Source organism: Streptomyces sp. CB09001 (genome assembly GCF_003369795.1).
Taxonomy (GTDB): domain Bacteria; phylum Actinomycetota; class Actinomycetes; order Streptomycetales; family Streptomycetaceae; genus Streptomyces.
In genome coordinates this window covers 24,696-45,870 of the sequence record NZ_CP026730.1, presented here as the reverse complement: position 1 = coordinate 45,870, position 21,175 = coordinate 24,696, and the positions used below count along the sequence as shown (strand labels likewise).

General features: G+C 72.9%; 26 protein-coding genes. 16 read left to right on the top strand and 10 right to left on the bottom strand.

The window, feature by feature from the left end:
* Positions 1-87 precede the first annotated feature (87 nt).
* Entirely contained in the window at positions 88-627 is a 540-nt protein-coding gene (locus tag C4J65_RS00220; RefSeq protein WP_115740494.1) for a VanZ family protein, read from the bottom strand.
* 231 nt (positions 628-858) lie between these two features.
* Between C4J65_RS00220 and C4J65_RS00210 the strand changes: the two genes are divergently transcribed.
* From C4J65_RS00210 to C4J65_RS00185, 6 genes are read left to right on the top strand one after another with little or no spacing between them, the layout of a single operon-like run.
* The gene (locus C4J65_RS00210; protein ID WP_115740492.1) at positions 859-1,041 is read left to right on the top strand and encodes a hypothetical protein; all 183 of its coding nucleotides are present in this window, start codon (positions 859-861) and stop codon (positions 1,039-1,041) included.
* Positions 1,038-1,487, top strand: coding sequence for an MrpF/PhaF family protein (locus tag C4J65_RS00205; protein WP_115740491.1), 450 nt, complete (start codon positions 1,038-1,040; stop codon positions 1,485-1,487). The genes C4J65_RS00210 and C4J65_RS00205 overlap by 4 nt, the downstream gene beginning before the upstream one ends.
* Positions 1,484-1,774, top strand: coding sequence for a hydrogenase subunit MbhD domain-containing protein (locus C4J65_RS00200; protein WP_115740490.1), 291 nt, complete (start codon positions 1,484-1,486; stop codon positions 1,772-1,774). The genes C4J65_RS00205 and C4J65_RS00200 overlap by 4 nt, the downstream gene beginning before the upstream one ends.
* On the top strand, positions 1,771-2,547 hold the full coding sequence (locus tag C4J65_RS00195; protein ID WP_115740489.1) for an MnhB domain-containing protein: 777 nt from the start codon (positions 1,771-1,773) through the stop codon (positions 2,545-2,547). The genes C4J65_RS00200 and C4J65_RS00195 overlap by 4 nt, the downstream gene beginning before the upstream one ends.
* Positions 2,548-2,554: 7 nt before the next feature.
* Positions 2,555-2,914, top strand: a complete 360-nt coding sequence (locus C4J65_RS00190) for a sodium:proton antiporter (RefSeq protein WP_115740488.1) — start codon at positions 2,555-2,557, stop codon at positions 2,912-2,914.
* Positions 2,914-4,695 (top strand): complex I subunit 5 family protein, encoded by a 1,782-nt coding sequence (locus tag C4J65_RS00185; protein WP_115740487.1) that lies wholly within the window; start codon positions 2,914-2,916, stop codon positions 4,693-4,695. The genes C4J65_RS00190 and C4J65_RS00185 overlap by 1 nt, the downstream gene beginning before the upstream one ends.
* Before the next feature lie 28 nt (positions 4,696-4,723).
* Here C4J65_RS00185 and C4J65_RS00180 read toward each other — a convergent pair whose 3' ends face one another.
* Together C4J65_RS00180 and otr(A) are read right to left on the bottom strand one after the other, a co-directional pair.
* Positions 4,724-5,407, bottom strand: a complete 684-nt coding sequence (locus tag C4J65_RS00180) for a DUF4230 domain-containing protein (protein WP_115740486.1) — start codon at positions 5,405-5,407, stop codon at positions 4,724-4,726.
* A gap of 17 nt (positions 5,408-5,424) precedes the next feature.
* Entirely contained in the window at positions 5,425-7,332 is a 1,908-nt protein-coding gene (gene otr(A) / locus C4J65_RS00175) for a tetracycline resistance ribosomal protection protein Otr(A) (RefSeq protein ID WP_115740485.1), read from the bottom strand.
* A gap of 201 nt (positions 7,333-7,533) precedes the next feature.
* Here otr(A) and C4J65_RS00170 point away from each other — a divergent pair, with 201 nt between their 5' ends.
* The gene (locus tag C4J65_RS00170; RefSeq protein ID WP_115740484.1) at positions 7,534-8,487 is read left to right on the top strand and encodes a ribose-phosphate pyrophosphokinase; all 954 of its coding nucleotides are present in this window, start codon (positions 7,534-7,536) and stop codon (positions 8,485-8,487) included.
* On the opposite strand, the gene C4J65_RS00165 is transcribed toward C4J65_RS00170, so the two are convergent.
* Together C4J65_RS00165 and C4J65_RS00160 are read right to left on the bottom strand one after the other, a co-directional pair.
* Positions 8,453-8,839 (bottom strand): anti-sigma factor antagonist, encoded by a 387-nt coding sequence (locus tag C4J65_RS00165; protein ID WP_115740483.1) that lies wholly within the window; start codon positions 8,837-8,839, stop codon positions 8,453-8,455. The two genes, C4J65_RS00170 and C4J65_RS00165, sit on opposite strands and share 35 nt — an antisense overlap.
* 185 nt (positions 8,840-9,024) lie before the next feature.
* Positions 9,025-9,966, bottom strand: coding sequence for an NADP-dependent oxidoreductase (locus tag C4J65_RS00160; RefSeq protein ID WP_115740482.1), 942 nt, complete (start codon positions 9,964-9,966; stop codon positions 9,025-9,027).
* Positions 9,967-10,129: 163 nt separating this feature from the next.
* Here C4J65_RS00160 and C4J65_RS00155 point away from each other — a divergent pair, with 163 nt between their 5' ends.
* A complete protein-coding gene (locus C4J65_RS00155; protein WP_115740481.1) occupies positions 10,130-10,525 on the top strand; it encodes a VOC family protein in 396 nt (131 codons plus the stop codon).
* A gap of 20 nt (positions 10,526-10,545) precedes the next feature.
* On the opposite strand, the gene C4J65_RS00150 is transcribed toward C4J65_RS00155, so the two are convergent.
* Both C4J65_RS00150 and C4J65_RS00145 read right to left on the bottom strand, forming a co-directional pair.
* Positions 10,546-10,848, bottom strand: coding sequence for a DUF4235 domain-containing protein (locus C4J65_RS00150; protein ID WP_115740480.1), 303 nt, complete (start codon positions 10,846-10,848; stop codon positions 10,546-10,548).
* Positions 10,849-10,896: 48 nt separating this feature from the next.
* Positions 10,897-11,922 (bottom strand): glutathione S-transferase C-terminal domain-containing protein, encoded by a 1,026-nt coding sequence (locus C4J65_RS00145; RefSeq protein ID WP_115740479.1) that lies wholly within the window; start codon positions 11,920-11,922, stop codon positions 10,897-10,899.
* Between the two features lie 222 nt (positions 11,923-12,144).
* Between C4J65_RS00145 and C4J65_RS00140 the strand changes: the two genes are divergently transcribed.
* Positions 12,145-13,128 (top strand): cation diffusion facilitator family transporter, encoded by a 984-nt coding sequence (locus C4J65_RS00140; RefSeq protein ID WP_240330353.1) that lies wholly within the window; start codon positions 12,145-12,147, stop codon positions 13,126-13,128.
* Positions 13,129-13,192: 64 nt separating this feature from the next.
* Here C4J65_RS00140 and C4J65_RS00135 read toward each other — a convergent pair whose 3' ends face one another.
* Positions 13,193-13,642 carry a nitroreductase family deazaflavin-dependent oxidoreductase gene (locus tag C4J65_RS00135; protein ID WP_115746224.1) on the bottom strand — a complete coding sequence of 150 codons (450 nt, stop codon included), beginning with the start codon at positions 13,640-13,642 and terminating at the stop codon, positions 13,193-13,195.
* Positions 13,643-13,952: 310 nt separating this feature from the next.
* Between C4J65_RS00135 and C4J65_RS00130 the strand changes: the two genes are divergently transcribed.
* On the top strand, positions 13,953-15,173 hold the full coding sequence (locus C4J65_RS00130; RefSeq protein WP_115740477.1) for a cytochrome P450: 1,221 nt from the start codon (positions 13,953-13,955) through the stop codon (positions 15,171-15,173).
* A gap of 12 nt (positions 15,174-15,185) precedes the next feature.
* Positions 15,186-15,386: a ferredoxin gene (locus tag C4J65_RS00125; protein ID WP_115740476.1), complete on the top strand. Its 201-nt coding sequence runs from the start codon at positions 15,186-15,188 to the stop codon at positions 15,384-15,386.
* On the opposite strand, the gene C4J65_RS00120 is transcribed toward C4J65_RS00125, so the two are convergent.
* Positions 15,361-15,939 carry a TetR/AcrR family transcriptional regulator gene (locus tag C4J65_RS00120; protein ID WP_115740475.1) on the bottom strand — a complete coding sequence of 193 codons (579 nt, stop codon included), beginning with the start codon at positions 15,937-15,939 and terminating at the stop codon, positions 15,361-15,363. The genes C4J65_RS00125 and C4J65_RS00120 overlap by 26 nt on opposite strands.
* A gap of 95 nt (positions 15,940-16,034) precedes the next feature.
* On the opposite strand from C4J65_RS00120, the gene C4J65_RS00115 reads away from it, so the two are divergent.
* The 5 genes from C4J65_RS00115 to C4J65_RS00095 all read left to right on the top strand — a co-directional run bounded on the left by C4J65_RS00115 (position 16,035) and on the right by C4J65_RS00095 (position 20,361).
* Complete coding sequence (locus C4J65_RS00115) at positions 16,035-16,472, top strand: nuclear transport factor 2 family protein (RefSeq protein ID WP_115740474.1); 438 nt, start codon at positions 16,035-16,037, stop codon at positions 16,470-16,472.
* Positions 16,473-16,545: 73 nt separating this feature from the next.
* Positions 16,546-17,121: an IS607 family transposase gene (locus C4J65_RS00110; protein WP_115740473.1), complete on the top strand. Its 576-nt coding sequence runs from the start codon at positions 16,546-16,548 to the stop codon at positions 17,119-17,121.
* Positions 17,114-18,751: an IS200/IS605 family accessory protein TnpB-related protein gene (locus tag C4J65_RS00105; RefSeq protein ID WP_115740472.1), complete on the top strand. Its 1,638-nt coding sequence runs from the start codon at positions 17,114-17,116 to the stop codon at positions 18,749-18,751. The genes C4J65_RS00110 and C4J65_RS00105 overlap by 8 nt, the downstream gene beginning before the upstream one ends.
* Positions 18,752-18,756: 5 nt before the next feature.
* Positions 18,757-19,314, top strand: a complete 558-nt coding sequence (locus C4J65_RS00100) for a flavoprotein (RefSeq protein ID WP_115740471.1) — start codon at positions 18,757-18,759, stop codon at positions 19,312-19,314.
* Between the two features lie 78 nt (positions 19,315-19,392).
* Positions 19,393-20,361: an aldo/keto reductase gene (locus tag C4J65_RS00095; RefSeq protein WP_115740470.1), complete on the top strand. Its 969-nt coding sequence runs from the start codon at positions 19,393-19,395 to the stop codon at positions 20,359-20,361.
* Between the two features lie 37 nt (positions 20,362-20,398).
* Here the strand turns inward: C4J65_RS00095 and C4J65_RS00090 are convergent, their stop codons facing one another.
* Positions 20,399-21,064, bottom strand: a complete 666-nt coding sequence (locus tag C4J65_RS00090; RefSeq protein ID WP_115740469.1) for a DUF4232 domain-containing protein — start codon at positions 21,062-21,064, stop codon at positions 20,399-20,401.
* Positions 21,065-21,175 lie beyond the last annotated feature (111 nt).

Sequence of the window (21,175 nt, the reverse complement as noted above, 5' to 3'; positions counted from 1 at the left end):
AGGTGGGGGGTTGGGGATGACGCCTCTTTATTCAAGTAGTGAGATAAGGGTCGGTCAATACCTTGGTACGGACCGGATGGCCCGGTCTCAGGTACGTCCCCCGCGCGCGTGCACCGTACGGCTCATGCGTCGGCCGAGGAGCAGGTAACCGATCAGCGCCCCACCGGTGTTGAGGATGACGTCGTCGACGTCGAAGGCCCGCCCGGCGACCAGGGCGCCCTGCGCGCACTCCACCAGCAGCATCACGAAGGCCGTCAGCGCCAGTACGCGCAGCACCCCGCGTGTGCGCGGTGCGACGACCGGGACCAGCACACCGAACGGCACGCCGAGCAGGATGTTCCCGCCGATCTGTTTGACCGCGTCGCGCAGGGCGGGCTGGTCCAGATACGCCTTCAGCGAGCGTCCGGGGTGCAGGTTGGTGTGCGTCAGGGCCTCGGACGCGGGGGAGGGGTGCAGGGTCAGCCGCGCCAGCACCACCGCGAACGCCACCATGAAGACGAACGCGCACGCCGTCGCCAGCAGCCGCAACGGCAGGGCGAGTGTGTGCCGTTCGGGACGGTCGCCGTCCCGCGGTTTGCCGGCGCGGGGGCGCGGCCGCGAACGCGGTCCTGAGGCGGCACGAGCCATGTCGGTCCTCCAGTCGTCAACTTCCCCGCGTGGTAGGGCGGTTACCCGCCGAACCGCCGAGGATGCCCGGCGAACCGCGCGACCCCCGCGCCCGGCTGTCCGGTTTTCCCTCCCCCGCCCGGGGCACTCCGGCCGGGGGAGGGACCGCGCGTCGCCGCCGGCCGCCCCTCGCACGGTGCTTGGATGACGGCGAAGCCGGAATAACAGCGACAAAAGGGTGGCGAGTGGCGCGTGAAGAGCCGTAGGACACTCCTCGCCGCGGCCGAGGTGGCCGCCTGGTGGGCCCCGCTCACCGCGCTCTGGCTGGTCCTCGTCAGCACCGTCGACCCCCTGGAACTGGCCGTGGGTGCGGGTGCCTCGGCCGTGACGGCGCTCGTCGCACGGGCCGCGCGACGGGCGGTGACCGGTCCGTGAACGGCTGGATCCTCGCCGCCGCCGTGGTACTCGCCGCGGGTGTCGGAGCCACCCTCTGGGGCGTGGTGACCGGCCCCCTGCGCCGGCGCGCCGCCGCTCAGAACCTGTGCACGGCGCTGGCCTGCCCCGTCCTCCTGCTGCTGGCCCAGGGCTACGAACGGCCCGCGTACGTCGACCTCGCCCTCGTGCTCGCCGTCCTCGGGCCCGTGGGCACGCTCGTCTTCGCCCGGCTGCTCGCCGACGAACTGACCGACGACCCGCCGCACGCCCGGGGCCCGGCCCTCACCGCGGCCGCCCTCGGCGCCGCGGTCGTGGTGGCGGTGGGTGTGGCCACCGGCCCGGGCAGGGCCCTGGTCAAGCTGCTGGTCGTCGGGGCACTGCTGGTCGGCGGCAACCTGGTCGCCTCCCGGGCCCTCGCCGGCGGAATGCAGGAGGGCCCGTCGTGACTGAGGCCGTGATCGTCATCGCGCTGCTGCTGGTCGCCGTGTCCGCCACGGCGGCGGTGGCGGTCCGCGACCCGGTGCGCCAGTCGCTGGTCCTGGCCGTCCTCGGCGTCGTCCTCGCCGTGCTGTTCACCGTGCTCCAGGCACCCGACGTCGCCCTGTCGCAGCTGGCGGTGGGCTCCGCCCTGACCCCCCTCCTGCTCATGCTGACGGTCCGCAAGGTGCGCCGGCGCGGGCAGCGCGGGCGCGGCGGGCCCGCCGCGCGGCGCGGAAGGGAGAGCGGCCGGTGAGCCCCCGCACCCGACTGTGGCTGGTGGCCGCGGGCGGCGCCGGTCTCGCCGCGCTCCTCGTGGCCGCCGGCCTGGACCTGCCCCGCTTCGGCGGCGACCGGCACCCCTACGGCGACCGGGCCGTCGAGGCGTCCCTGAGCCGGCACACCGCCAACACTGTCGCCTCCGTCACCTTCGACCAGCGGGCCTACGACACGCTCGGCGAGATGAGCATCCTGTTCGCGGCGGTCCTCGGCTGCGTGGTCCTGCTGCGCCAGACCCGCGACGAGCACCGGGCCCGCCCCGAACCGGCCGCCGTCTCCCGGCCCGTGCGCCGCTACGCCCTGCTCGTGCTGCCGGTCGCCCTGCTGACCGGCCTCTACGTCGTCGCCCACGGCCAGGTCAGCCCCGGCGGCGGCTTCCAGGGCGGCGTCGTCGCCGCCACCGCCCTGCACCTGCTCTACCTGGGCGCCGACTACCGCGCCCTCGAACGCGTACGCCCCCTCGTCCCCTACGAGACGGGGGACGCGCTCGCCGCCTCCGCCTACCTCGTCACCGGCCTGGCCGCCCTGCTCGGCGGCTCCGCCTTCCTCGCCAACACGCCGCTCCCGTACGGCACGTTCAACACGCTCGCCTCCGCGGGCACCGTCCCGCTGCTGAACGCCGCGATCGGCATGGAGGTCGCCTGCGCGGTCGTCGTCCTGCTCGCCGGGTTCCTGGACCAGGCCGTGGAGATCGTGGACGAGGGCGAGAACGCCCAGGGACCCGACGACGCCGGCCGGCGCGGGAAGTGAGAGCCCCATGTCCGAGCCGACGCACATGCTGCCCTACCTGGTGGCCGCCTGGGTCTTCCTGGCCGGCTGCTACGGCCTGGCCACCAGCCGCGACCTGGTCCACGCCGTGGGCTGTCTGTCCGTGTGCCAGGCCGCCACCTACGTCCTGCTGCTGGCCGTGGGCTACCGCGACGGCGCCACCGCACCGGTCTTCTCCGACCTCGCACCCGGCTCCCGGCCGGTGGTCGACCCCGTGGTCCAGGCCCTCGCCCTGACCGACGTCGTGGTCGGCGCCACCGTCACCGCCCTCCTGCTGGCCCTCGTCGTGCAGGTCGCCAAGCGGCACGGCACCGTCGACCCCGACGAACTGAGCGAGCTGCGCGGCTGATGCACCATCTGCTGCCCCTCCTCGTCGCCGTCCCGCTGCTCGGCGCCGCCCTGCTCGCCGCCGCGGGCAGACACGTGCCCCGCTTCGTCGCGGAGAGCACGGCCTGCGCCGTCGCGGCCGGCACCGCCGCGCTCGCGGTCCTCCTGCTGACGCACTCCTCGCCGCCGCTGACCGAGTGGGTGGGCGGCTGGGAGCCCGTGGCCGGCCACAGCGTCGGCATCGCCCTGACGGGGGACGGCCCCGGACTCGGCACGGCCGCGCTGGTGTCCGTGCTGACCCTCGCCGCCCTCGCCTACTCCTGGCGCTCCTTCGACGAGCCGCCGCACGGCCACGCCGGGGCGTTTCCGGCGCTCGTGCTGGTCTTCCAGGCCGGCATGTGCGGCTTCGCGATCGCGGGCGACCTGTTCAACGCGTTCGTCTGGTTCGAGCTGATGAGCGTCGTCGCCTACGCCCTGACCGGTCACCGGGTCGAGGAGGCCAGGGCCGTGCAGGGCGCGCTGACCTTCGCCGTGGTCAACTCCCTGGGCGCCTACGCCCTGCTCATGGGCATCGCGCTGCTCTACGCCCGGACCGGCGAACTCGCCCTCGCCCGGATCGGCGGCGCGCTGGACGCCGACGGCCCGCCCGACGCACTGGTGCTGACCGGTTTCGTCCTCGTCCTGACCGGCCTGCTGGTCAAGGCGGCGGCCGTCCCCTTCCACTTCTGGCTGCCGGACGCGCACGCCGTCGCTCCCACCCCGGTGTGCATGCTGCTCTCCGGCGTCATGGTCGAGCTGGGCGTCTTCGGCGTCTGGCGGGTCTACGACACCGTGTTCTCGGGCCCCGGCGGGCTGCCCGCCGCCGACGCGGAGCGGGTGCTGACGGTGCTCGGCGCGCTCACGGCGGCGCTCGGCGCCGTGATGTGCTGGCACCAGCGGCACATCAAACGGCTCCTCGCGTACTCGACGATCGCGCACACCGGTCTGTTCCTGCTGGGCGTCGGCACCCTCACGCCCGAGGGCGACGACGGGGTCGCGCTGTACGTCGTCGGGCACGCCGGGGTGAAGGCCGCGCTGTTCGCCTGCGCGGGGGTTCTCCTCGACCGGTACGGCAGCGTCGACGAACACGTCCTGCACGGCCGCGCCCGTCCGCTGCGCGGCGTCGGCGCGATGGTCGTCGCCGGCGCGCTGGGCCTCGCGGGGCTGCCGCCGTTCGGCACGGCGCTCGGCAAGTCCCTCACCGAGGAGGCGGTGGGCGGCCCGCTCACCGTGCTCTACGTCCTGGCGAGCGCGGTCACCGCGGCCGCCGTGCTGCGGGTCGCGGCCCGGGTGTTCTGGGGCCTGGGCCCCGCACCCGAGGACGCCGACGGAGGGGGCGGGGGCGACGCGTACGAGACGACCGGCGCGGGGGAGGAGCCGGAGACCCGCCAGCGGCTCGGCCAGGTGCCCGACACCATGACGGCCGTTCCCGCCCTCCTGCTCGCCGGGGCCCTCGCGGCCGGTGCCGTCCCCGGTTTCGGCAACGCGGTGGCGCACGCGATGAGCGAGGCCACCTCGGCCGGTCTGGTCCACACCTCCGTGCACTGGACGCCCCTGGGCGTCGGCCTGGGACTCCTGTCGACCGTCCTGGCCGTGGCGCTGGCGGCCGTCGCCGTCGGCCGGCCCGGGCTGCTCGTCGTCCCGGACCGGGTGCTGCCCCTGCGGCGGCTGCAGTCCGGGCACGTCGGCGACTACGTGGCGTGGCTGCTGGTGGGCACCGCCCTGCTGGGGGCGCTGGCCCTGCCCGGCGTGCTGTCCGGGTGAGCCGAGCGCCACCCACGGCCGCCCCGGCCTAGGCCCCGTACGTCACCCGTACCTTCTCGAAGCCGAGGGAGGTCAGCAGCCCCCGGAGCATGGCGGTGGTGTTGCTCTCCGCCCGCGCCTTCAGCTCGCTGTCCTTCGCCGCGTCGCCGATGTGCCGGGCGGCGAGCTTCTGCACGGCCTGCTCGCCGTTCGGGTTGTCCGAGAACAGGTCGCCGAGCCGGTCGAGCAGCCCGCGCTGCTTGGAGACCGCGTAGGAACGGTCGGGGTCGAGCGCCGGTTCGCCCAGCGCGGCGTGCGGCAGCCGGAGCGTGGCCGAGGTCCGCGCGTCGTCGACCGTCACGTCCTCCTCGGCCACCTTTCCGAGGTCGACGAAGGCGTCGACGGTGCCGGCCCCGACGTACAGGGTGCGGGTGCCGCGGATCGCGTCGGGCAGGAACCTGGCGTCCTTCTCCAGGTCCACGACGACCTGGAAGTTGCCGGACGCGGCGTCGTACCGGCTGATGTCCTGGACGGACTTCAGCAGCGCGGGGCCCGAACGGTCCCGGGTCTCGGAGCCGAACAGGTCCTTCAGCCCCGGTACGACACTCAGGCGCAGCCCCGCGAACAGCACGACGAGCACGAGCACCAGCGCGGTCAGCGCCTTCGCCCAGCCGGGCATGCGCCGCGCGGGCCTCTCGACGGGACTGGTGGGCTTCCTGACGGGAGTCGTCATGGCGACGGCCCTCCTTCCTACTCACCCGGATGCCCCCCAACTCCCTTGCCAGGCCCACCGTTTCCCGGCTTCAGCGGACGGTCCACGCAGGGGCGCGAGGACCAGACCGCCTCCCCCCGCGTCAGTCCCGGCAGCCGCAGCTCGGCCTCCCGCACCCGCCGGGCCGGCAGCTCGCCGGTGACGATCCAGGCCGGGTCGCCCCCCGCCGTACCGGTGAAGTCCGCGCCCAGCGAGGCCAGCAGGGCCGTCACGGCGGCCAGCGTGTCCGCCGGGACCTCCGCCTCGAAGGCCTGGTACGGCTCGTAGAGCACGGTCCCGGCCCGGGCCAGAGCACGGCGCAGCACGAGCGCTGTCAGCCCCCGAAAGTCGGCGGCCGTGCTGAACACCGAGCTGAAGCCGGAGCGGACCAGCGTGACCCGGTAGTCGGTCACCGCGGCCCCGGTGAGCCCGGACCGCAGCGTGGCGTGGACGGTCTCCTCGACGGCCCGGTGGAAGGCCCGGGGGAGCGCGCCGAGTTCCGTCTCGTACCCGAAGGCCCCGCCGGTGCCGCGCGGCCCCGGTTCGACGCGCAGCCCGATCGTCGCGAAGTACCGGGTGTGGTCGAGCCACGGCATCTCCTCCGCGGCCTCACCGGTACCCGCCGGGCGCTCCAGGAGCCGGACGCGGCCCGGCGTGAACTCCGCCTCGATCCCGAACTCCTCGGCCAGTGTCGCCCCGAGCACCTCCATCTGGACCTCGCCGTACAGCAGCAGTGCGGTGGCGCCGGACGCCGCCGGCCGGGCGTGCAGCAGCGGGTCCTGGTCGGCCAGTACCAGCAGGGCGGAGCGCAGCGGTGCCGCCTGCTCCGGGTGCCGGGCCCGGACCAGCGTCTGCAGGGTGGGGGGCGCGAACTGCGGTGTGCGGTCGGTCAGTTCACCGAGCCGGTCGCCGACGCGCAGGCCGCAGGTGACGGTGAGCGCGGCGATGTTCCCGGCGGTGAGCGTGGCGTCGCCGCCGACGACGTCGAGGCGGGTCACCCGGCCGGAGACCTCGGTGGTCCGCCCGTCGGACTCGCGCCGCAGGAAGGTGAGCCGACGGCGCGGGTGCACCTCGCCGCCGTACAGCCTGAGGTGCGCGGTGTGCTCGCCGGCGGGTCCGGGGCGTACGGCGAAGACCGTGCCGCGCGGTTCCGTGCCGCCGGACGCGTCCGGCGTGGCGGCCGGGACCAGGCCGACCAGTCCCTCGACCAGCTCCGCGACGCCCTCGCCGCCGAGCGCGGAGCCGTGGTACAGCGGGTGGAACGAGCCGTCGGCGGTACGGGCGGCGAGGGCCGCGGCGAGGCCCGCCGCCGTCGGCTCGGGGCCGTCGACCAGCGCGGCCAGGATCTCCGGGTCGACCTCGGCGAGCGCCTCCGCGGTCCGCACGTCGGGCGGGCGGCGGGTGACCCGGGCGCGCGGGGTACCGGCGTCCGTCACCTCGGTCAGCGGCGTGACGTGCGGCGTCAGCAGGCGCCGGACGTCGCCGAGCAGGCCGTCGGTACGCGCGCCGGCCCGGTCGATCTTGTTGACGAACACGAGCGTGGGCAGCCGCAGTCGCCGCAGGGTACGCATCAGGACGCGGGTCCGCGCCTGGACGCCCTCGACGGCGGACAGCAGCAGCACCGCGCCGTCGAGCACCTCCAGGGCCCGCTCGACCTCCGCGACGAAGTCGGAGTGTCCCGGGGTGTCGATCAGGTTGACGCGTGTGTCGCCCACGGTGAAGGCGGCGACGGCGGAGCGGATGGTGATGCCGCGGCGGCGCTCGATGCCGCCGTCGTCGGTGACGGTGTCGCCGGTGTCGACGCTGCCGAGCCGGTCGACGGCGCCGTGGTCGAACAGGAGCCGTTCGGTGAGGCTGGTCTTACCGGCGTCGACGTGGGCCAGGATGCCGATGTTCAGGGTGCGCATGCGTGGAGGAGTCCTCGGGAGCCGTGGGCCGGAAGGGGCACTGGGGGGTTCCGAGGAGTCGGCGCATGCGGGGGATCCTGACGTGAGGAGGGCGGAGGGAGCACGGACGGCGCCATCATGGCGCGGGGCCCCGGGCGCGGCGCAACAGGATATCCGTAAGCTGGTGATCCCGGCCGGACAGGATCACGCGAGGAGCGGTCCGTGCGAGACATCGCCGTGTTCAGCGGTAGTGCCCACCCCGAGCTGGCCGAGGAGGTGTGCGCCCAGCTGGGCGTGCCGCTCAGCCCCACCCGGGTCAGCCGGTTCGCCAACGACTGCCTGGAAGTGCAGCTGATGGCCAACTGCCGCGAGCGGGACGTGTTCCTCGTCCAGCCGCTGGTCACACCGGTCCAGGAACACCTCGTCGAGCTGCTGATGATGTGCGACGCGGCCCGCGGAGCGTCGGCCGGCCGCATCACCGTGGTCATGCCGCACTACTCCTACGCCCGCTCCGACAAGAAGGACGCCCCGCGCATCTCGCTGGGCGGGCGCCTGGTGGCCGACCTGCTGGTGGCCGCGGGGGCGAGCAGGGTCCTGGCCATGACCCTGCACTCGCCCCAGGTGCACGGCTTCTTCTCCGTGCCGGTCGACCACCTGCACGCGCTGCGGGAACTCGCGGCGCACTTCCGGCAGTACGACCTCTCCCGCGCGACCGTCGTCTCGCCGGACCTGGGCAACGCCAAGGAGGCCGCCGCGTTCGCCCGGATGCTCGGCGCCCAGGTGGCGGCCGGGGCGAAGCAGCGGTACGCCGACGACCGGGTCAGCATCAGCTCGGTGATCGGGGACGTCGCGGGACGGGATGTCATCGTGCTCGACGACGAGATCGCCAAGGGCAGTACGGTTCTGGAACTCCTCGACCGGCTCCGGGAGTCGGGCCCGCGCACCATCCGCCTCGCCTGCACGCACGGGCTGTTCGCGGCCGGTGCGCTGGGGCGTCTCAGCGAGCAGCCGGACGTGCTGGAGATCGTGTGCACCAACACCGTGCCGGTGCCGGCGGACGACCACACGGACAAGCTGCGGATCCTGTCCATCGCCCCGGCGCTCGCCGAGGCGGTGCGCCGCATCCACAACGGCGAGTCGGTCAGTGCCCTGTTCGACGCCCGGCCGGGCGGCTGACGCCGAGGGCCTCGTCCAGGGTCGGCCACGGGGGCAGCAGCCGGGCCAGGCCGGTGATCCGCAGCATGCGCAGGGTCAGCGCGTGGGTGCACACCAGGTGCACCTGCCCGCCCCCGTCGAGCACCTGGCCACGGGCCCGGTACAGCAGGCGCAGCCCGGAGCAGTCGAAGAACTCGATGCCGCCGAGGTCCAGGACGACCCGGGCACCGGGACGGCCCGTCTCCCGGTCCAGGTACGGGGCGATCTCCGCCGCCGAGGCGATGTCGATCTCGCCCCGGAACTCCAGCACCGTGTGTCCCCGGTGGTGGCGCACACGTAGGTGCCGGGTGGGCGACGCGGATTCCTGCCGCACGAACCTTGCCTCCAGCCTGTCGCGGCCTTACCGGCCTGCTTCCGGGGGCTCAACTACCCAGTCCGCTCGGAAAGTTACCTCGATCGAGCGAGTTTGAGCATGTTCGATTGACATATGTCATCGAAATCTCAGAGCCGTGCCCAACCGTCCGTCGGTCAGGGGGCGACCGCCCCTCCGTCGTCCGCTCAGCCGACCTCGAGGACGAGCTTGCCCGTGGTGCGGCCGGTCTCGCCCAGTGCGTGCGCCCGCGCCGCCTCGGCCAGCGGGAACGTCTGTGCGATCGTGGCGTGCAGCTTCCCCGACTCGACCAGGCGGGCGATCTCCTCCATACCGGCCCGGTCGGCGTCGACCAGCATCCGCACCGCCCGCACTCCGAGCCGGTCGGCCTCCTCGTAGAAGTCGTCCGGCCCGACCGGCAGGATCGAGACCACCACCCCGCCCGGACGCAGCACCCGCAGGGACCGCAGTGACGTGTCGCCGCCGATCGTGTCCAGGACGACGTCGACGTCCTTCACGGACTCGGCGAAATCCGTCTCCCGGTAGTCCACGGTCTCGTCCGCCCCGAGGGAGCGCAGGAACTCGTGCTTGCCCGCACTGGCCGTGCCGATCACATGGGCGCCCCGTGCCTTGGCGATCTGCACCGCCACATGGCCCACACCGCCGGCTGCCGCGTGGACGAGCACCCGCTGCCCCGGCCGCACGTCCGCGCGCTCCACCAGGGCCTGCCACGCCGTCAGCGAGACCAGCGGCAGGGCGCCCGCCTGGACGTGGTCGATCCCGGACGGCTTGGGCGTGAAGGTGCGCGCGGGAGCGGTGACGTACTCCGCGTGCGAACCGTGGCCGAAGGGGTAGGACAGCATGCCGAAGACCTCGTCACCGGGACGGAACGCGGCGACGCCGATGCCCACCGACTCCACGACGCCCGACACGTCCCAGCCCAGTACGAAGGGCGGCTCGCCGAGGAAGCCGCCGGTCGCCCGGTGCTTCCAGTCGGTCGGGTTCACCCCGGCGGCACGCACCCGCACCAGCACCTCGTTCGGGCGCGGCTCGGGGCGCTCGGGTCGTACCTCCTTCAGGACCTCGGGACCGCCGAGGACGTCCTGGCCGATGGCGCGCATGGTGTTCATCGAGACCTCGCAACTGGGGGAGGGGGAGGGAGGGGACGGGCGGCAGGCTCTGCAACCGTGCCGCCGAGTGGCTGCCCGCCGACTGTTTCCGCCGGGCCGGGACATCCGCAAGGTACAGGGCGGGGGCACGACGGCCCGTCGCCCGGAATCCTTCGGAGGAGACATGGCACTGGTCAACGCGGGCGTCGTGGTGCTCGACTGCGCCGAACCCGAACAGCTCGCCGAGTTCTACAAGGGGCTGCTGGGCGCGGAGGAGAGTGAAGTGAGCGCCAACCGGATCGAGATCGAGGGCCCCCGCGGCTTCCGCATGGCCTTCCGGCGGGACGTGAACGCCACTCCGCCCAGCTGGCCGCGCCCGGAGAACTCCCTCCAGGTCCACCTGGACTTCGTGGTGGCGGACCTGGACGAGGCGGAGCGCGCGATCGTGGGGCTCGGCGGACGTCCGGTGGAGGCGAAGGACCCGGCCGGCCCGCACGAGGAGCGCGGCTTCTCCGACCCGGCCGGCCACTCCTTCACCCTCCGCGGGACTCTCGCTCCGACGGCACCCAAGCAGGGCTAGACCCTGCCGGGCGGCGCGGGTCAGTCCCGGCCCTTCGCGGGGACCGGCCAGGAACCCGTCGAGCGCTCGATGGCCTTGGCGCCCGTACGGTCCACGGCGCTGCGCACCGCGGCGAAGATGGCGCCCTGGATCGCGGCCGCCAGCAGGATCTCGCCCCAGCCGCGGTCCGGGTCGAGGGCGTCGGGCGCGTCGTCCTCGTGCCGGATCACCTTCCAGGTCTTCTGGAACGTCATTCCGGCCAGCGTGCCGCCCAGCCAGCCGAGCGCGAACCCGACGGGCTTGTAGGCGAGGGGGAGCTTCTTCTTCTTCGCCGTCTTCGCCATGGGAATCTCCTTGCCTGGTGTGCGCTGAATGGTCGTACGAGTCCCGGATCAGGGCCTGCCCCGCGCCGGCACCTCCTCCTCGGCCCGGGGCGGCCCCGGCGGGGTGCCCTCGCCGAATGGACGTCCGCCCAGCTCCTGCCGGTGGTGGGGCGTGAGCCAGCCGGCCAGGTCCGGGCCCAGGGGCACGATGCCGGTCGGGTTCACGCCGGTGTGCACCTCGTAGTAGTGGCGCTTGATGTGGTCGAAGTCGACGGTGTCCCCGAATCCGGGTGTCTGGAACAGATCCCGGACATACGCCCACAGCACCGGGTTCTCCGCCAGCTTCCAGCGGTTGCACTTGAAATGACCGTGGTAGACGGCGTCGAAGCGGACCAGCGTGGTGAACAGCCGGATGTCCGCCTCCGTGATCGTCTCACCGACCAGGTAGCGCCGCCGTTCCAGCCGGGGCGCCAACTGCTCCAGTCGCCGGAACACACCCGCGCACGCGGCCTCGTACTCCTCCTGGCCGGTGGCGAAGCCCGCCCGGTACACCCCGTTGTTGACGTCCTCGTAGATCCCCGCCATCACCTCGTCGATCTCGTCGCGCAGGGCCGGCGGATACAGGTCGGGCGCCCCCGGCCGGTGCAGCGCGGTCCACTCGGTCGCGAGGTCGAGGGTGATCTGCTGGTAGTCGTTGGTGACGAGCGCCCCGCTGGGCACGTCCACGACCGCGGGCACGCTCACACCGCCCGGGTAGCCGGTCTCCCGCCGGTCGTAGGCCTCGCTGAGGTAGCGGATGCCGAGGACCGGGTCGCGGCCGTCCGGGTCCAGCGTGAACCGCCAGCTGCGGTCGTCCTGGATCGGGTCGGCGACCGCCAGGGACAGGGCGTCCTCCAGACCGAGCAGCCGCCGGGAGACCAGGGCCCGGCTCGCCCACGGACAGGCGCGGCTCACCACCAGCCGGTAGCGGCCGGCCTCCACGGGCCAGCCGTCCCGGCCGTCCGCCGTGATCCGGTCCGCGAAGTGGCTGCGGGAGCGTTTGAACGCCTTCTTCCCGTAGCCGCTGTTCCCGGGCGTCCCGTCGTCACCGCTCATGCCCCTGCCTGCCTTCCCGCCGTCCGAGTCCGTGGGTCCGAGTGCCGTGGTTCCGTGCGTCCGTGCGTCCGTGCGTCCGTGCGTCCGTGCGTCGTGTCCTCGACCGGCCGTGCGCCCTCTGACCGGTCCCTTGTAGAGGCGTTCCCCGTTTTCGCCGGCCGGCACTGGCGGCCACCCGCAAGGCGGGGTGTGAACCGTGCCGGCCGGGGCAGTCGGGGCTTCGTGAGCGGGACAGCCGGGGAAGAGAAGGCGGGCCGGAAGGCCGACCGCAGGACACGCGTCACCGTACTCGTGGCCCTGGCGGCCAACCTGGTGATCGCCGCCGCCAAGGCGGTCGGCGGGGTCGTCGCGGGATCGCCCGCGCTGCTGTCGGAGGCGGCACACTCCGTCGCGGACAGCATGAACGAGATCTTCCTCCTTGCCGCCCTGCGCCGCAGCCGCCGCCCCGCCGACCGCAGGCACCCCTTCGGCTACGGCAAGGAACGGTTCTTCTGGTCGCTCCTCGCGGCCGTCGGCATCTTCGTCATGGGCGGCTGCTTCTCCTTCTTCCAGGGCGTCGAGGCCCTGCGCACCGGCGCCGACGAGAACCTCGGCGGCTACGTGGCCGGACTGATCGTGCTCGGCATCGCCCTGCTCGCGGAGGGCGGTTCCCTGCTGCGGGCCCTGCACCAGGTGCGGGGCCAGGGCGGGCTCGCCGACGGAATGCGGGACCCGGCGCTGCGCACGGTCGTCGCCGAGGACGGCACGGCGGTGCTCGGCGTCTGCCTCGCCATGACCGGCATGGCCCTGCACATGGTCACCGGGCAGGTGGTGTGGGAGGCCTGCGCCTCCCTCGCCATCGGCGCACTGCTGGTCCACGTGGCCTACCGGCTGGGCCGAGAGGCCCGCGACCAGCTGATCGGCGAGGCCGCCGACCCGGAGGCCAGCGGGCGGATCCGGGCGCTGCTGCGCGCCCAGCCGGAGATCGACAGCGTCGAGGCACTGTTCACCATGAAGACCGGCCTGGACTCGACGCTGGTGGCGGCCCGTGTCGACCTGGTGCCGGGCCTGGACAGCGAACGGGTGGAGGAGGCCGCCGTGCGTATCAAGAGGTCGATCGCGCGCGCCGTCCCCGAGACGGACCAGGTCTTCCTCGACGTCACGGACCGGCCCGCGGGGGAGGCGGCGGAAAGCCCCGCCGCGACGGGGGAACGCGGCGGGGCCTGAACGACGTGTTCCCGGAACCCGCCGGCCCATGCACGCCGGTCCGGGAAACCTCCGCGCGCCCGGTTCAGCCCGCGTCGGACGGCTCCAGGACGAAGACGGGGATCTCCCGTTCCGTCTTCTTCTGGTAGTCGGCGTACGACGGAAACGCCGCGACCGCGCGCTCCCACCACTGGGCCTTCTCCGCGCCGGTGATCTCACGCGCCGTCATGTCCTGCTTCACCGGCCCGTCCTGGAGCTCCACGCGGGGGTCGGCCTTCACGTTGAAGTACCACACCGGGTGCTTGGGTGCCCCGCCCAGGGAGGCGACCACGGCATAGCGGCCCTCGTGCTCGACGCGCATCAGCGGCGTCTTGCGCAGCTTGCCGCTCCGCGCGCCCCGGGTGGTCAGCACGATCACGGGCAGACCGGTGTCCATCAGCGTCGTGCCCTTGGTGCCGCCGGAGCTCTCGTACAGTTCGACCTGTTCGCGCACCCACTGCGTCGGGCTGGGTTCGTACTCGCCGTCAAGAGGCATGTGCATCCGTCCGTGTTCGTCGTGACGTGGGGCCGGCGGACCGGCGCGTTCCCATCCTTACCGCATCCCGCCCCCCGAACCCCGTACCGCTCGGCCAGTCACGGGACGCGATCGGGGCCGAAGGAGGCCGCGATCACGCCACTCGCGACGCGGCGGAGACCGGCACGCAAGGGTCCTACCACCTCCGGAGCGGTGTTCCCCGGCCAGTCTGCCTCCGCCACCGATCTGGCCGAACTTGCCGTCGCCCCATAGATGCCCCAGGCATCTAATGAAGATCGATACGACGCACTCCTCGTCTGCGAGGTCTTCCATGACGGACACCGACACGACGACGAACACCCACCCCGCACCCCCCGTCGCCTTCCCGCAGGACCGGACCTGTCCCTACCACCCGCCCGCCGCCTACGACGCGCTGCGCGCCGCCCGTCCGCTGGCCCGGATCACGCTCTTCGACGGCCGCCCGGCCTGGCTGGTGACCGGGCACACCGCCGCGCGCCGGCTGCTGGCCGACCGACGGCTGTCGACCGACCGCACCCGCGACGGCTTCCCCGCCACGTCGGCGCGCCTGGCCGCCGTACGCGGGCGCAGGACCGCCCTGCTCGGCGTGGACGACCCCGAACACCGCGCCCAGCGCAGGATGGTGCTCCCCGAGTTCACCCTCAAACGCGCCGCCGCACTGCGCCCGAGCATCCAGCGGATCGTCGACGAACGGCTCGACGCGATGATCGCGCAGGGTCCGCCCGCCGACCTGGTGACGGCCTTCGCGCTGCCCCTGCCCTCGATGGTGATCTGCGCGCTGCTCGGAGTCCCCTACGCCGACCACGAGTTCTTCGAGGAACAGTCCCGCCGGCTGCTGCGCGGCCCCCTGCCCGCCGACACCGCGGACGCCCGCGACCGGCTGGAGACGTACCTGGGGGAGTTGGTCGACCGCAAGCGGCAGGCACCCGGCGACGGCCTGCTGGACGACCTCGTCCGGCAACAGCCGGCCGAGGGTGCGCCCGACCGCGAACAGCTGATCGCCTTCGCGGTGATCCTGCTGGTCGCGGGTCACGAGACCACCGCCAACATGATCTCGCTGGGCACCTACACCCTGCTGACCAACCCCGGGCGGCTGGCCGAACTGCGGGCCGATCCCGCGCTGCTGCCCGGCGCCGTGGAGGAGCTGATGCGCGTCCTGTCGATCGCCGACGGGCTGCTGCGGATGGCCACCGAGGACATCGACGTGGACGGGCAGACCATCCGGGCCGGCGACGGGGTCGTCTTCGCCACCTCCGTCATCAACCGCGACGAGAGCGTCTACCCCGAACCGGACGCCCTCGACTGGCACCGCCCGGCCCGCCACCACGTCGCCTTCGGGTTCGGCATCCACCAGTGCCTGGGTCAGAACCTGGCCCGCGCCGAACTGGAGATCGCCCTGGGCACCCTCTTCGACCGGCTGCCCACGCTGCGCCTGGCCGCCCCGGCGGACGAGATCCCCTTCAAACCCGGCGACACGATCCAGGGGATGCTGGAACTCCCCGTGGCCTGGTAGGAGGCTCCCCGCATGCGTATCGGCATCGACAAGGACACCTGCATCGGCGCGGGCCAGTGCGCCCTCACCGCCCCCGGCGTCTTCACCCAGGACGACGACGGCTACAGCACGCTCAGGCCCGGCCGGGAGGACGGCGGCGGGAGCGCGCTGGTCCGGGAGGCGGCCCGCGCCTGCCCCGTCGGCGCGATCACCGTGTCGGAGCGGGTCGGCTGACCCCGGCCGCGCCCAGCAGCACCCGTGCCGCCTCCCGTGCCTGACGCGCGGGCTCGGTACCGCCCGTCACGCCCGCCGTCACCATGGCGCCCTCCGCCAGCAGGAAGAGCTGCCCGCCCAGCGCGGCGGGCAGCCCCGCGCCGGCCGCCAGAGCGTCGAGGAAGGCGCGGAACGCCGTCTTGTGCGCCCGCACCCGATCCGCCACGGCGGGTGAGGCGGGGCCGAGTTCGCCGTAGGCGTTGATCCAGGCGCAGCCACGGAAACCGGGCTCCGCGAACCACCCGCCGAGCCAGTCGAACACGGCCAGGACGCGCGCGCCGGGCTCCTCGTACCGGTCGACGTACTCGGCCAGCCGCCCCCGCCAGCGCACGTCGCGCCGGTCCAGACAGGCCACGACGAGCTGCTCCTTGGCCGGGAAGAGCTGGTAGAGGCGCTTGAGCGAGACGCCGGAGGCACCGCGGACCTCGTCCATGCCCACGGCCCGCACGCCTCGCGCGTAGAACAGCCTTTCCGCCGCGTCCAGGGCCCGCTCCCGGGCGACCTCGCTGTCCATGGGACCTCTTCCTTGACTGGAGAACGCACGTTCTCCTACGGTAGCAGTCCGGTGGAGAACGCACGTTCTCCACTGCTGCCCCTGGAGGTTGAGCCATGACGACGACCGACCGGCCGCCCCTGCCGCCGTTCACCCGCGAGACCGCCGAACGCAAGGTGCGGGCCGCCGAGGACGCCTGGAACACCCGCGATCCGCACAAGGTGGCCCTCGCCTATTCCGAGGACTCGGTCTGGCGCAACCGTGACGCCTTCTTCACCGGCCGCGCCGCCATCGTCGAGTTCCTGACCGCCAAGTGGGAGCGCGAGCGGCGGTACGCGCTGCGCAAGGACCTGTGGGCCTTCGACGGCAACCGCATCGCCGTCCGCTTCCAGTACGAGTCCCAGGACGCGGACGGCCAGTGGTGGCGCTCCTACGGCAACGAGCTCTGGGAGTTCGACGAGCACGGCCTGATGACCCGGCGCGAGGCCAGCATCAACGACGTGCCCATCGAGGAGGGCGACCGGCGCATCTTCGGCCCCAGGCCCGCCCAGTAGGGTTGTCAACTGCTGGTTCTCGAAGTCGGGTGAGTGAGCGTAACCATGCATGAGTGAGTGTCGTTGTTGGAGTGTGAATCTGACGGAGTGGGCGAAGGCGCAGGGTGTGCATCCGCAGACCGCGTATCGCTGGTTCCGTGAGGGGACTCTTCCGGTACCGGCTGTGCGGGTCGGGCCGCGCACGGTCCTGGTGAACATCGACGCTGCCGCGGCGCCGGAGGCGGTCGGTGGTCTGGGCCTGTACGCCCGTGTCTCCTCCCATGACCAGAAGGCCGATCTGGAGCGTCAGGTTGCCCGGTTGTCGCAGTGGGCGGTCAAGGGCGGTCACCGCGTCGTGCGGGTGGAGGCGGAGATCGCCTCGGGAATGAACGGTGCCCGGCCGAAGGCGAAGCGGTTGCTGACCGACCCCGCCGTGACCACGGTCGTGGTCGAGCACAAGGACCGTCTGGGCCGGATGAACGTCGAACTCGTCGAGGCCGCCCTGTTCGCGACCGGGCGTCGCCTGGTGGTGCTGGATGACGGAGAGGTTGAAGACGACCTGGTGCAGGACGTCGTGGATGTGCTGACGTCGTTCTGCGCCCGCCTGTACGGCCGGAGGTCGGCGAAGAACCGCGCCAGGAAGGCGCTGGAGGCTGCCGGGCATGGCTGAGAAGAAACTGCTCAGGCAGATTGCCCGGCCGTTTGTCGCCGACGGTCCGTCCGGTGTCAGCATCCGGGACCGGCTCAAGGGCCTCACTGTGCAGGATGAGCAGGTCTTGCGGGCCGTGGGCGCCCACATGGGTCGGCTGGCTTCCGCGGACTTGGCCCGCCGCTGCCGTGACGGCCTGGACCATTCCACCGACAGGTGGGCTGAGCGGAAGCGGGAGCTGACGGCCGCCTCGTCATCGCGGTGGGCGGGTTCGGTCACCTCCAACACCCACGACCAGTGGGGCCTGTCCCGCCGCGCCCAGCACGCTCACCTGCAATCGCTGGACGCCGGCATCGCGACGGTACGGCACCGGCTGTCGCTGCCGATCGGGCAGAGGGGTTGCAAGGGGAAGCCCGGCGGCTACCGCTCCAAGGGCGAGTGGTTCGCCAAGACCCGCCGCCTGGCAGTCCTCGAAGACCGCTACGAGCAGGTAAGCGCCGAGCGTGAAGCCGGGCGCGTCTCGGTCGTACGCGGCGGCAGGCGACTGCTCAACACCCGCCACAACCTGGACGCCGCCGGTCTCACCGAGGCAGCCTGGCGTCAGCAGTGGGAGGCCGCCCGCTGGTTTGTGACCGCTGACGGCGAGTCCGGCAAACGGCACGGCAACGAGACGATCCGCGTCACCCCCGACGGCGAGATCAGCATCAGACTTCCGGCGCCGCTTGCTGACCTGGCCAACGCGAAGCGCGGCCGGTACATCCTCACCGCGAAGGTGTCGTTCCCGCACCGTGGCGAGGAATGGCGCGACCGGATCGAAGAGAACCGGGCCGTGGCCTACCGAATCCACTTCGACGTGACCCGTGACCGCTGGTACCTCGACGCCAGTTGGACCCGCAAAGACCTCCCCGTGATCCCGCTGGACGCCCTGCGCCCCGACGGTGTGATCGGTGTCGACACGAACGCGGACCATCTGGCCGCGTGGCTGCTCGACGAGCACGGCAACCCGACCGGCAGCCCCCGCCGCATCGACTACGACCTCACCGGCACCGCCGACCACCGGGACGCGCAGCTCCGCCACGCCCTCACCCGGCTTCTGCACTGGGCCCAGACGACGGGCGTGCAGGCAATCGCCATCGAGGACCTCGACTTCACCGACTCCACAACCCGCGAGAAGCACGGCCGGAAGAAGAAGTTCCGGCAGCTCATCTCCGGCATCCCCACCGGCCGCCTCCGCGCCCGCCTGCTGTCGATGTGCACGGAGGCCGGCATCAGCGTGATCGCCGTCGATCCCGCCTACACCTCGATGTGGGGCGCACAGCACTGGCAGGAACCACTGACCAGCAAAAACCGCAAGACTTCCCGACACGCCGCCGCCTCGGTGGCGATCGGTAGGCGCGCCCTCGGACACGCGATCCGGCGACGGACGACACCGCCCCCTGCACACCAGAGTGATGTGCAGGGGCATCGGAGCGCCCAGGCCCGACCACGTGACCGCAGGCGTGAGGAAACCCGCCCCCGCATCCCCGGACCACGGACACGATCCGTGCAGCCGGACGCGGAGCGAACGCGGGCGACCAGGACACCCAAAACCGTTCGGGATGTCCGCAGTGACCAGGACTGGGTCCAAGACTCACTCCTGCTCACTGACTAGGAACGGTGAGCGCACAGGCTGGAAGCGGCAAGGCCGCCCGACCCTTCCTCTACGTCGTCGTCTGCGCCGCGGGCGTGGCCGAAGGCGTGGGCGGGCTGATCGACGCGGCACGGGGACGCGGCTGGGAGGTCGGGGTCATAGCGACACCGGTCGCCATGGGCGGCTTCTTCGACGCGGACGCCGCCGAGGCGCGGACCGGCCGCCCGATCCGCTCGGCCTGGCGCACGCCCGGCGATCCGCGGCCCTTCCCCGCGCCCGACGCCGTCGTGGTCGCTCCGGCCACCTTCAACACGATCAACAAGTGGGCCGCGGGCCTGGCCGACACCCTCGCCGTGGCCACCCTGTGCGAGGCGAGCGGCCTCGGGGTGCCCGTCGCCGTCCTGCCGTGCGTGGGCGAGGCGCTGGCCGCTCACCCCGCCTATCGGGAGAGCCTGGCCCGGCTGCGCGGGATGGGCGTGCGCTTCGGGGACCCGTACGCCGGGAACGCCGGGGGCGCGGCGCAGGCCGGCGGCCGTCCGGATTTCGGCTGGGAACGCGCCCTCGACCTGCTCGAACGCGCCTGACCCGGACGGGGTTCGAGCGCGCGCGAAGACGTACGCTCGCCCTGGTACCGATGATCGGCGAAGACAGGAGCAGCAACGATGCAGTACGTGAAGCTCGGTTCGACCGGCCTGGACGTGTCGCGGATCTGCCTGGGCTGCATGACCTACGGCGTGCCCGACCGCGGCACGCACGAGTGGACCCTCGACGAGGCGGCCTCGCGTCCGCTGATCCGGCAGGCGCTGGAGGCCGGCGTCACCTTCTTCGACACCGCCAACGTGTACTCCGACGGCACCAGCGAGGAGATCGTCGGCAAGGCGCTGGCCGACTTCGCCCGCCGGGACGACATCGTGCTCGCGACCAAGGTGAACGGCCGGATGCGCCCCGGGCCGAACGGCGCCGGACTCTCCCGCAAGGCGATCATGACCGAGATCGACCACAGCCTCCGCCGGCTGGGCACCGACTACGTCGACCTCTACCAGATCCACCGCTTCGACCCGCACACCCCCGTCGAGGAGACGATGGAGGCCCTGCACGACCTGGTGAAGGCGGGCAAGGTCCGCTACATCGGGGCCAGTTCGATGTACGCCTGGCAGTTCTCCAAGATGCAGTACACCGCCGAGCGGCACGGCTGGACCCCGTTCGTGTCCATGCAGAACCACTACAACCTCGTCTACCGCGAGGAGGAGCGCGAGATGCTGCCCCTCTGCGCGGACCAGGGCGTCGGCGTGCTGCCCTGGAGCCCGCTCGCCCGCGGCCGCCTCACCCGCGACTGGGACATCGCCACCGGGCGCAGCGCCACCGACGACTTCGGCAGCACCCTCTACCAGGAGGGCGACCGCGCCGTGGTGGAGGCCGTCACCCGCATCGCCGGTGAGCGCGGTGTCCCGCGCGCGCGGGTGGCCCTGGCCTGGCTGCTGCACCAGGACACGGTGACCGCGCCGATCGTGGGCGCCTCCAGGCCGGGCCACCTCGAGGATGCCGTGGCGGCGGTCGAACTCACGCTGGGCGAGAAGGAGATCGAGGAGCTGGAGCGGCCCTACGCGCCGCACCCGATCGCCGGTCACTGAGCAGGGGACCGGCACTGCCGGGCACCGGTGCCGTGCCTCAGGGGCCGGTGCCCGCGTCCAGGGCGGTGACGGACACCGACGACTCGTTGCCGCCGACCGGGACCTCGCCCGCCGTCCACTTCACCTTCAGGGGCTCCCGCTCGTCCGGCGGGGTGACGAGCAGCGCCGCCGGGCCGGCCGTGCGGGCGCCGCTGATCTGCGGACTGGAGAACGACAGCCCGGCCCACGCGCTCCTGCCCGGCGTCAGCGTGACCGACTCGGGGGAGCCCGGCGCGCGCTCGGGGTCCGGACCCAGCTGCTTGCCGGACGCGTCCACGAAGGCGGCACCCGGATAGCCGTACACCGTGCAGGTGCGGTCGGAGGTGTTGGTCAGCACGACGGGGAAGTTGCGCTGGCCGGCACCCGGGTCCACGCGGCCGACAGTGGCCCGCAGTTCGGCGGTCCGGCAACGGCCGTCGGTGCGGGCCGATGCGGAGGACGAGCCCGCGGTGTCGGTGGGTGCGGCGCCTACCGCAGGTGCCGTGTCGCCGGACGTCGGGGTGCCGCCGCCCGGGTCCGCGCCGGTCGTGCGGCCGGCCTCGCTGGGCCGCGGGGTGCCGCTCGACGTGGCGCTCTCGGTGCCGCATGCGGTCAACAGGCCGAGCAGCGCGACCCCGCTCGCGAGCAGGGCCGTCCGGCGCAGCGGCTGGGACGTGTTCGCCATCGCTTCTCCACACTCCCGTCGGGCTCTCGCGTGCGGCCCCGGCGAGACCGGCACCGCACGCCCCCGTACTGCGAGTGTCCCGCGGCCCGGTCCGGGAAACGAGGGGGCGCA